Genomic DNA, 9,462 nt, shown 5'->3' on the forward strand with positions numbered 1-9,462 from the left:
TTTAACCTGTCCCTTTTTGAATTGTCTTAATTGTCTACTGTGGACAGATTTCTACCCAGTAGCCGTCAGGATCATTGATGAAATAAATTCCCATGTCCGGGTTTTCGAAACACACGCAATCCATTTCTTTGTGAAGTGCCAGGGCAGCGTCCATGTCATCGACATGGAATGCCAGATGAGATTCGTTATCTCCGAGATCGTACGGGCGGTCCATGTCGCGAAGCCATGTCAGCTCCAGTGAATGTGGTGTTGTGCCGTCTCCGAGATAGACGAGTTTGAAGCTTCCGTCCGGTGCATGGAATTCTTTTGTAACTTCAAGTCCGAGAGCTTTTTTGTAAAACTCTACAGATTTGTCCAGATCCAGGACGTTGATGTTATTGTGAAAAAATGTAAATTTCATAGTGATATCCTCCTGTGAAAATATAATTTGAATCTGTATTGTCTATAATATATCACTTACACAACACCTATGGCAAGGAAATGAAAGATATGCTATACTTAAATCTTGGTAGAGCGTTACTGTTTGCTGAAATAATGTAGATGGTAACATTGGTAGCCCTCGTATAAAATTTTGCTTTGCAAAAGGAGGACAGGATGATGGAAAAAATCATAGAGTCAAATAAAGAACAAGATACGTATGACCTGGGATATGAACTGGGGCAGCATGCGAAGCCGGGGCAAGTGTTCACGCTTGTCGGTGATCTGGGCGTAGGAAAGACCGTATTTACAAAAGGACTGGCCGCCGGACTTGGCATTACAGAGCCGGTCAGCAGCCCGACATTTACAATTGTGCAGGTGTATGATGAAGGGCGCCTGCCGTTCTATCATTTTGATGTTTACCGGATCGGTGATGTGGAAGAGATGGACGAGATCGGTTATGAGGATTATGTCTACGGCGAAGGGGTTAGCCTGATCGAGTGGGCGAATCTGATTGAGGAAATATTGCCGGAACACTTCACCGAGATTAAGATAGAAAAGAATTTGGAAAAAGGATTTGATTATCGGAGGATAAGTATATGCGAATTTTAGCACTGGACAGCTCCGGCCTTGTAGCCAGCGTAGCTGTTGTTGAAAAGATAGAAGAAGAGGAACAGGTGATCGCGGAATATACTGTGAACTATAAGAAGACACACTCACAGACGCTGCTTCCGATGCTGGACACAGTATCCGACATGATCGAGCTTGACCTGAAAACAATCGACGCCATCGCAGTTGCCGGCGGACCGGGTTCATTTACCGGGCTTCGCATCGGCTCCGCCACAGCGAAAGGTCTGGGACTTGCCATGAACAAGCCGTTGATCCACATCCCGACACTGGAAGGACTGGCGTACAATCTGTGCGGAACAGACGCCATCGTGTGCCCAATCATGGATGCGCGCCGCGGACAGGTCTACACCGGAATTTACGAGTTTTGTGGAAATGAATTGGTTGTCCTGGAAGATCAGATGGCAATCAGCATCGAAGAAGTAGGTGACCATTTGAAAAAATATGACAAACGCATCATTTTCCTGGGAGATGGTGTGCCGGTATTTCGTGCGAGATTGGCAGACGAGATTCTGGCAGAAGAAATAAAAGCAGGCAGAGACATTCAGTTTGCACCGGCCAACATGAACCGTCAAAGAGCAGCATCAGTAGGAACATTAGGACTTCGTTACTATGCTGCCGGAAAGACAGAGACAGCCATGGAACACGAGCCAGATTATCTGCGCCTGTCACAGGCAGAACGCGAACGCAAGGAGCGCGAAGCGAAATCTATACAGTAAAAATGTATCAAAAACCCGCGGGGCGTAAGCATAAGCAGATATGTTGAAAACCCATGCAACTATAATATAGAAAAAGCAACATGAGAGGTATTGAAGAAATGATTCAGTTTCAGTGTGATTATGAAGAGGGCGCATGCCCACAGATTCTGGAACGTCTGGTGGAGACGAATCTGGAGCAGACGGTTGGATATAGTGAAGATGAATATTGTAAGCAGGCAAGGGAAAAAATCAAAAAAGCCTGTGATGCACCAGAGGCAGATGTACATTTTCTGGTAGGAGGGACCCAGACGAACTATGTAGTGATCCGTTCAATCCTCCGTCCGTATCAGGGCGTAATTTCAGCAGTGACCGGTCATATCAACGTGCATGAAACAGGCGCGGTCGAAGCAACTGGACACAAAGTCCTGGCACTTCCAAGCAAAGACGGAAAAATTACAGCATCACAGGTGCGCGCATATTACGATGCGCACTGGAATGACGCAGATCATGAGCACATCGTACAGCCGGGCATGGTCTACATTTCCCATCCGACGGAAAATGGAACAATTTACAGCAAGTCTGAATTACAGGAACTTTACGCAACCTGTAAAGAACTTGGCCTGCCATTATTCATGGACGGAGCAAGAATGGGATATGGATTAATGTCTGAAAAATCAGACATGACACTGGCAGATATTGCAGCAAATACAGATGTATTTTATATTGGGGGAACGAAGGTAGGAGCACTTTTCGGCGAGGCAGTCGTAATCACAAAATCCGCTCTTAAGAAAGATTTTCGTTACTGCATGAAGCAGAGTGGAGCAATGTTGGCCAAAGGACGTCTTCTGGGAATCCAGTTTGATACATTGTTTACAGACGATTTATATTTCAAAATTGCAGCTCACGCAAACAAATTAGCTATGAAGTTAAAAAATGCATTTCTTGAAAAAGGATATAAAATGTATTTTGATTCTTACACGAACCAGCAGTATCCGATTTTGTCAAAGAAAGACCGCGAAAAATTAGCACAGAAATATCAGTTTAGTTTTTGGGAACAGATAGATGAAGACTATGCGGCAGTGCGCTTCTGTACAAGTTGGGCAACAAGTGAAGAAGCAATAGACGAGCTGATCCAGGATATTTAAGAAGCTATAATAAGATGGAGCCTAGAAGCAATATAGAAAAACCAAAAGATAGAAGATATGGAAATAATAGAAATAAAAAAAGACCAACAGCAATATATTTCTGAGATTGCAGCGCTGGAATCCGATATCTTTCCGGATCCATGGAGTGAAAAAAGTATCAGGGATACGCTTGAAAATCCTCAGGCACGGATTTGGAGTATTATAAGCAGACAAGCGCCGCCATGCTCCTGCGCTTCAACGGCGCCGGAGCATGCAGGCAAGCCACAACTCCTTGGCTATGTGATTTTTTATTATGTGTTAGATGAGGGAGAAATCGCCAGAATTGCGACATCTCCGCAACATCGCCGGCAGGGGTTGGCTGTAAGACTTCTTGAAAAAATGCGTGCATTTAGTTACGAGCAGAATATTACAAGATGGCTGTTGGATGTTCGTATTTCCAATGAAACAGCAATACATTTTTACAAGGCCGCAGGATTTGTCGAAGACGGTGTGCGAAAGAATTTCTATGCAAACCCGCCGGAAGATGCTATACTTATGAGTTGTGAAGTCGAAACTTCAGGCAGCGACCGAGCCTGAAGCCTGTCCAAAAGCTAGGCAGCGATCGAGCCTGAAGCTTGTCCAAAAGCTAGGCAGCGACCGAGCCTGAAGCCTGTCCAAAAGCTAGGCGCGGCTGCATGAAAAATGAAGTTGGAAATGAACTGGCAGATGCTCCAACACTTCCCACTGGGAAATGCGCATCTGACCAGATATAATATAGGCGTAATGAATCAATCCGGTGCCCGGGTGGCAGATACCACACATTTTCCACACAGGCACACTAGACTTCAAGGAGGAATTGTATGCGCCAGTATCATACAACTGTAAAAGAAACAAAAGAAATCGATAAGATCATCTGTAACCGCTGTGGCAGAAGTATTCCGGTAATCCAAGGGGTTCCCCGCGAGGACGTACTGGAAGTATCCAAGCGCTGGGGCTATTTCTCGGAAAAAGACAACCGGCTGGACGAATTTGACCTCTGCGAGCAGTGCTACGATGAAATTATAAGCGAATTTAAAATAAAAATCTGATTCAGAGTCTGCACGAATATCCGGACGCTGAAGAAAATCAAAAACAAGCGGACCGGCAGGACATTTGCCTGGCGGTTCCGGATAAGAGGTAAAATATGTTAGACGTATGTTTGTTGGGAACGGGCGGCATGATGCCCCTCCCGTACCGCTGGCTCACCTCGCTTCTGGTGAGATATAACGGCAGCAGTCTTCTAATTGACTGCGGAGAAGGTACGCAGATTGCAATAAAAGAAAAAGGCTGGAGTTTCAAACCCATCGATGTGATTTGCTTCACACATTACCACGGCGACCACATCAGCGGACTCCCGGGCCTGCTCCTGACTATGGGAAATGCAGACCGCACGGAACCGTTGACTCTGATTGGACCGAAAGGACTGGAGCGGGTAGTCAACTCACTTCGCGTTATTGCGCCGGAACTGCCATTTCAGATAAAATACATCGAAATCACACAGCCGGAGCAGATATTTGAGATGAATGGCTATCGCCTGAAAGCATTTCGCGTAAATCATAACGTTACTTGCTATGGCTACACGATGGAAATCGACCGCGCCGGGAAGTTCGACGTGGATCGTGCAAATGAAGCGGCAATTCCGCAGAAGTTCTGGGGCAGTCTGCAAAAAGGTGAAAATGTCCAGGACGGAGACAATTTATACACACCGGACATGGTTCTTGGACCTGCGCGAAAAGGAATTAAACTGACATACTGCACAGATACGAGACCGACGGACTCTATCCGCAACAACGCGAAAGGTTCCGATCTATTTATCTGCGAAGGAATGTACGGTGAGAAGGATAAGCTGAAAAAAGCAAAAGAATACAAGCATATGACATTTTACGAGGCAGCGCAGCTTGCAAAAGAAGCAGAAGTCGCAGAAATGTGGCTGACGCATTATAGTCCGTCGCTGACGCACCCGGAAGAATATATGGACGAGGTGAAGAAAATCTTCCCGAATTCCATAGCAGCAAAAGATAAACGAACGGTAGAACTGACATTTTCAGATTAATGAAAATGAATTCAGAAGATTGAAGGGATAGAATATGAAAGAAGATGTATTGATTCTTGCAATTGAAAGCTCCTGTGATGAGACGGCAGCAGCAGTCGTAAAGAACGGAAGAGAAGTTCTTTCAAATGTAATCTCTTCCCAGATCGCACTGCATACTCTCTACGGAGGTGTTGTGCCGGAGATTGCATCAAGAAAGCATATAGAGAAGATAAATCAGGTCGTACAGGCGGCTCTTGATGAGGCAAATGTTACATTAGACGATATTACTGCCATCGGAGTTACTTACGGACCGGGGCTTGTAGGCGCACTTCTGGTCGGTGTAGCAGAGGCAAAAGCCATCGCATATGCAGCAAAGAAACCATTAGTCGGAGTGCATCATATTGAAGGACACATTGCAGCAAATTTCATTGAGCACAAAGATCTGGAACCGCCATTTTTCTCACTGGTCGTTTCAGGAGGACATACACATCTTGTGCGAGTCAAAGATTATGGCAAATTTGACATTATCGGACGCACAAGAGACGATGCGGCAGGAGAAGCATTTGATAAAGTCGCACGCGCGATCGGACTTGGGTATCCGGGCGGACCAAAGATTGATAAAGTATCCAAAGAAGGAAACCCAGAAGCCATTGCATTTCCACGCGCACACGTTGAAGATGCACCATATGACTTTAGCTTCAGTGGTCTGAAATCCGCAGTTCTGAACTATATCAACGGCTGCCAGATGAAAGGAATCGAATACAACCAGGCAGATATTGCAGCATCGTTCCAGAAAGCCGTGACAGATGTTCTTGTGGCAAATGCGATGCATGCAGTGGAAGAATTTCATGTGGACAAGCTGGCGATTGCCGGTGGTGTTGCATCCAACAGCGCACTTCGCGCAGCCATGAAAGAGGCGTGCGAAAAGAGAGGGGTAGAATTCTATTATCCGTCTCCGATTTTCTGTACCGACAATGCAGCAATGATTGGCGTGGCAGCTTACTATGAGTATATCAACGGCACAAGAAGCGGATGGGATCTCAATGCAGTGCCGAATCTGAAACTGGGCGAACGGTAGAAGAACCTTAAGGCAATACGTAAAAGCAGATACAGAAATTAAGAATAAGAACGTCAATATAAACGAGGAAAATGAGGGAAATATATGGATAAGAAGAAATGTACGGCAATCGTATTATCTGCCGGTCAGGGGAAACGTATGGGAACCGCCATACAAAAACAGTATATTGAATTATCCGGAAAACCAATCATTTTTTATACTTTGGATGCATTTCAAAAATCCGCGATCATCGATGATATTGTACTTGTAGTAGGTGAAGGGCAGGAAAACTGGGTCCGTGACGAGATCGTAGAAAAGTATCAGCTTACAAAAGTACGCTCGGTCATCCCAGGTGGAAAAGAACGCTATGATTCTGTATGGGCAGGACTACGCGGACTTCATGCTCTCAAAGAACAGCCGGAATACGTATTCATTCATGATGGTGCCAGAATGTTCGTGGACGAGCAGATTCTTACGCGTGGATATGAAAATGTAGAAAAATTCGGTGCCTGTGTAGCCGGAATGCCGAGCAAAGATACGGTCAAACTGGTGGATGCAGATCAGTTTGCAGTGAATACACCGCCAAGAAAATTAATCTGGGCGGTACAGACTCCACAGATTTTTAAGGCAGATCTCATAGAAAATGCTTATGCAAAGCTGATGGAAGAGGTGCCGGATAATATCACTGACGACGCTATGGTAGTGGAACAGATGATGAAAGTACCGGTTAAATTATATGAAGGCTCTTACGAAAATATCAAGATCACAACACCGGAAGATCTGGAAATCGCAAAAGTATTTCTTGCGAAACGCAAAGAAAAATATCATAAATAGTTTATGCTGGTTCATAAAAAAGGTTCACAAAAAAGAAAAAATATCAAAAATTATTCTTGACAGTGCAATGGGTATATGATATGATAACTATCGTCGCTGACAGAGCGATATCAATTACATAGATGGAGAGGTATCGAAGTGGTCATAACGAGGCGGTCTTGAAAACCGTTTGTCCGCAAGGGCGCGTGGGTTCGAATCCCACCCTCTCCGTTTTAGGAGTTTCGCAGATGCGGAACTCCTTTTTGCATAACGGGGGACGGAAAAAATGACACAAAAAATAAAACATTACATTTGTGAAAAAGACGGAAGAATCAAGTGGCAGTTCCGCCTGATTTTATCAGCAGCTATATTATCAATAATGCTTGCTGAAAGCCGATTTTTATATTATCATAGTCCTAAAGATACAAAATGGTTGATATGTATTATTTACGCTCTGACTGGTTATTATTGTCCGGGGTGTGGAGCAGGTCGCGCATGCTATTGCATTTTGCACGGTCAGATTTATCAGGCATTTCGCTATAACCCGTTGCTTGTACTTTTGTTGCCGTGGATAGGCGCATACCTGGCATTATGCGCGTGCCAGTGGCTATTTACAGGCAGAGAAAGCATAAGCCGCCAGATACCGATGTGGATACTATGGACAATATTGGCAGTTATACTGATATACGGAGTATTGAGAAATGTAAATGCATATCCATTTGTGTTACTATCCCCGACAAGGGTCAGATAAAAGGAGGAATGAGTATGAAGTGTAAATTTTGCGGAAATGATTTGCCGGAAGAATCAAAGTTCTGTCCGTCATGTGGCGCACCGGTAGAGCCGGAGGAGAAGCAGGAACAGTCAGAACAATCAGCAGAAGCGAAGCAGCAGGAAAACCAGAATCCTTATGAATATGGCGTGCCAGGAACAGATAATGGAAGTGGAGCACAGAATGAGAATCCATATCAGTATGGAAGTGCGGAACAGAATAACGAGAACCCGTACCAGTATGGAAGTGAAGGACAGAATAACGAGAACCCATATCAGTATGGAAGCGCAGGACAGGATAACGAGAACCCATACCAGTATGGAAGCGCAGGACAGAATAACGAGAACCCGTACCAGTATGGAAGTACAGGACAGAACACGTCTGCAGATTATAATGCTAATAATGGGACTTATGGTCAGCCGCAGAAGCCGATCAATGGAACAACCTATTTAATATTCGCTATCATTTCAACATTACTGTGCTGTCTGCCACTGGGCATTGTGGCAATTGTATATGCCTGCAAAATCAATTCTCTACAGAGAAGTGGAGATTATGCCGGAGCGCAGAATGCAGCAAAGAAAGCGAAGATGTTTACGATTATCGGAACAGTAGCTGCGCTTGTAGTATCTATCTTTTATATTATATTTGCAATTGTGATTGGAATTGGAAGCAGCGATTTCGACGACGATCCGGTATCTAATGTTGTGGAAAATGTAATCGAAGATAAGAATGATTCTAAAAAAGCGGATGACAGTGATAAGTCAGATAAAGCAGCAAAGAGTACAGAACCGGCAGTAGCCAGCGGTGAACTTGGCACAAGCTGGGACAGTTATACAGTACAGATCAATGATAAAGTCCTGACATTTCCATGCACAAAAGCCGATATTGAGGCAGCAGGTCTGAGTATGGATACGGATTATACAGCGGAAAATTATATGGTGAATGCTAACGAATATGAGTTGGTTTATTTCGAGGATGCCAATGATAATGAGATTATGGCATATGCAATCAACAATACAGATACAGCGATGGAAGTAAAAGACTGCCTGATCGGTGGCGTTTCTGTAGATGACTATGATCTGGAAAATGGCGGACTCACTGTGATATTCCCAGGCGGGCTTCAGATGGGTGCTTCAAAAGATGCAGTAACTGGAGCTTATGGAGAAGCAGATGACACATATGACGGAGACAGTCTGTCTATGTATAGCTGGTATTCAGGTGACAGTTACTACAAGAGCTGCGAGATTGACTTTGACGCAGAGTCTGGACTTGTATGCACAATGACTATGCAAAACTTTGGTCAATAAGAGCTATAAACTAAAAAGTAAAGTATAAAATAATAATAAATGTCTGGTATGTGAGGGTGAGAGACTCTTTGCATGTCAGACATTTTTTGCTTTCTTAAGAAAGAACTTGTCAGGAGGCATATTCATTGTTCAGCGGAGTGCATACAAAAAGTTACAAAAAAATTAAAAAAAGGACTAGACAAATGTGACGAGATATTGTATAGTAATCAACGGACTGATTTGAAAATAAATTTTAAAGAAATTGAAAGTAAATTTTTAAATCGAATTTAAAAATGAATTTTTGAGAAGTCAATTTGGAGAAATACCCAAGCTGGCCGAAGGGGCTCCCCTGGAAAGGGAGTAGGTCGTTAATAGCGGCGCGAGGGTTCAAATCCCTCTTTCTCCGTTAATCCGATATCTTATTACAAGATAGAAGATGAAAATAGAATAAAAAAGTTGTTGACAAATGTCGATGAACGTGATATTCTAATAAAGCTAATTTACAAGACAGAGATGTCTAATGTAAAGAGAGTGAAAAATAAATTTAAAAAAGTTGTTGACAAGCGATTGTGAATGTGATAATATAAATAAGCTGTCGCT

General features: G+C 43.8%; 11 protein-coding genes and 2 tRNA genes. 12 read left to right on the top strand and 1 reads right to left on the bottom strand.

All coding sequences use genetic code 11. From position 1 onward, the window contains the following. Positions 1-34: 34 nt before the first annotated feature. Positions 35-400 (bottom strand): VOC family protein, encoded by a 366-nt coding sequence (locus LI149_RS11835; protein ID WP_005332140.1) that lies wholly within the window; start codon positions 398-400, stop codon positions 35-37. A gap of 197 nt (positions 401-597) precedes the next feature. On the opposite strand from LI149_RS11835, the gene tsaE reads away from it, so the two are divergent. The 12 genes from tsaE (at position 598) to LI149_RS11895 (ending at position 9,268) form a co-directional block, all read left to right on the top strand. Beyond that, positions 598-1,029, top strand: a complete 432-nt coding sequence (gene tsaE, locus LI149_RS11840) for a tRNA (adenosine(37)-N6)-threonylcarbamoyltransferase complex ATPase subunit type 1 TsaE (RefSeq protein ID WP_022279595.1) — start codon at positions 598-600, stop codon at positions 1,027-1,029. Beyond that, entirely contained in the window at positions 1,017-1,763 is a 747-nt protein-coding gene (gene tsaB / locus LI149_RS11845) for a tRNA (adenosine(37)-N6)-threonylcarbamoyltransferase complex dimerization subunit type 1 TsaB (RefSeq protein WP_173786547.1), read from the top strand. Before tsaE ends, tsaB begins: the two co-directional genes overlap by 13 nt. Positions 1,764-1,861: 98 nt before the next feature. Further along, on the top strand, positions 1,862-2,887 hold the full coding sequence (locus LI149_RS11850; RefSeq protein WP_173786546.1) for a low specificity L-threonine aldolase: 1,026 nt from the start codon (positions 1,862-1,864) through the stop codon (positions 2,885-2,887). Between the two features lie 57 nt (positions 2,888-2,944). Continuing rightward, positions 2,945-3,463 (top strand): GNAT family N-acetyltransferase, encoded by a 519-nt coding sequence (locus LI149_RS11855; protein ID WP_173786545.1) that lies wholly within the window; start codon positions 2,945-2,947, stop codon positions 3,461-3,463. A 263-nt stretch (positions 3,464-3,726) separates the two neighbouring features. Further along, positions 3,727-3,954: a hypothetical protein gene (locus tag LI149_RS11860; RefSeq protein ID WP_005332133.1), complete on the top strand. Its 228-nt coding sequence runs from the start codon at positions 3,727-3,729 to the stop codon at positions 3,952-3,954. 95 nt (positions 3,955-4,049) lie between these two features. Continuing rightward, positions 4,050-4,958 (top strand): ribonuclease Z, encoded by a 909-nt coding sequence (locus LI149_RS11865; RefSeq protein ID WP_005332132.1) that lies wholly within the window; start codon positions 4,050-4,052, stop codon positions 4,956-4,958. A 34-nt stretch (positions 4,959-4,992) separates the two neighbouring features. After that, a complete protein-coding gene (gene tsaD, locus LI149_RS11870) occupies positions 4,993-6,015 on the top strand; it encodes a tRNA (adenosine(37)-N6)-threonylcarbamoyltransferase complex transferase subunit TsaD (RefSeq protein WP_005332131.1) in 1,023 nt (340 codons plus the stop codon). Positions 6,016-6,099: 84 nt separating this feature from the next. Further along, positions 6,100-6,828 (top strand): 2-C-methyl-D-erythritol 4-phosphate cytidylyltransferase, encoded by a 729-nt coding sequence (gene ispD / locus LI149_RS11875; protein ID WP_227143400.1) that lies wholly within the window; start codon positions 6,100-6,102, stop codon positions 6,826-6,828. Positions 6,829-6,952: 124 nt separating this feature from the next. Next, a tRNA-Ser gene (locus tag LI149_RS11880) sits at positions 6,953-7,038 on the top strand. Positions 7,039-7,093: 55 nt separating this feature from the next. Beyond that, on the top strand, positions 7,094-7,558 hold the full coding sequence (locus LI149_RS11885; RefSeq protein WP_117607050.1) for a DUF2752 domain-containing protein: 465 nt from the start codon (positions 7,094-7,096) through the stop codon (positions 7,556-7,558). A gap of 14 nt (positions 7,559-7,572) precedes the next feature. After that, positions 7,573-8,883: a CD225/dispanin family protein gene (locus LI149_RS11890; protein WP_117607049.1), complete on the top strand. Its 1,311-nt coding sequence runs from the start codon at positions 7,573-7,575 to the stop codon at positions 8,881-8,883. A gap of 295 nt (positions 8,884-9,178) precedes the next feature. After that, a tRNA-Ser gene (locus tag LI149_RS11895) sits at positions 9,179-9,268 on the top strand. Positions 9,269-9,462 lie beyond the last annotated feature (194 nt).

It is taken from the genome of Dorea sp. 210702-DFI.3.17 (assembly GCF_020560825.1).
Taxonomy (GTDB): Bacteria; Bacillota; Clostridia; order Lachnospirales; family Lachnospiraceae; genus Dorea; species Dorea formicigenerans.

Bases quoted from the DNA above. Each gene is read 5' to 3' on its own strand.
- LI149_RS11835 (WP_005332140.1), bottom strand. From the start codon at position 400: ATGAAATTTACATTTTTTCACAATAACATCAACGTCCTGGATCTGGAC.
- tsaE (WP_022279595.1), top strand. From the start codon at position 598: ATGGAAAAAATCATAGAGTCAAATAAAGAACAAGATACGTATGACCTG.
- tsaB (WP_173786547.1), top strand. From the start codon at position 1,017: ATGCGAATTTTAGCACTGGACAGCTCCGGCCTTGTAGCCAGCGTAGCT.
- LI149_RS11850 (WP_173786546.1), top strand. From the start codon at position 1,862: ATGATTCAGTTTCAGTGTGATTATGAAGAGGGCGCATGCCCACAGATT.
- LI149_RS11855 (WP_173786545.1), top strand. From the start codon at position 2,945: ATGGAAATAATAGAAATAAAAAAAGACCAACAGCAATATATTTCTGAG.
- LI149_RS11860 (WP_005332133.1), top strand. From the start codon at position 3,727: ATGCGCCAGTATCATACAACTGTAAAAGAAACAAAAGAAATCGATAAG.
- LI149_RS11865 (WP_005332132.1), top strand. From the start codon at position 4,050: ATGTTAGACGTATGTTTGTTGGGAACGGGCGGCATGATGCCCCTCCCG.
- tsaD (WP_005332131.1), top strand. From the start codon at position 4,993: ATGAAAGAAGATGTATTGATTCTTGCAATTGAAAGCTCCTGTGATGAG.
- ispD (WP_227143400.1), top strand. From the start codon at position 6,100: ATGGATAAGAAGAAATGTACGGCAATCGTATTATCTGCCGGTCAGGGG.
- LI149_RS11885 (WP_117607050.1), top strand. From the start codon at position 7,094: ATGACACAAAAAATAAAACATTACATTTGTGAAAAAGACGGAAGAATC.
- LI149_RS11890 (WP_117607049.1), top strand. From the start codon at position 7,573: ATGAAGTGTAAATTTTGCGGAAATGATTTGCCGGAAGAATCAAAGTTC.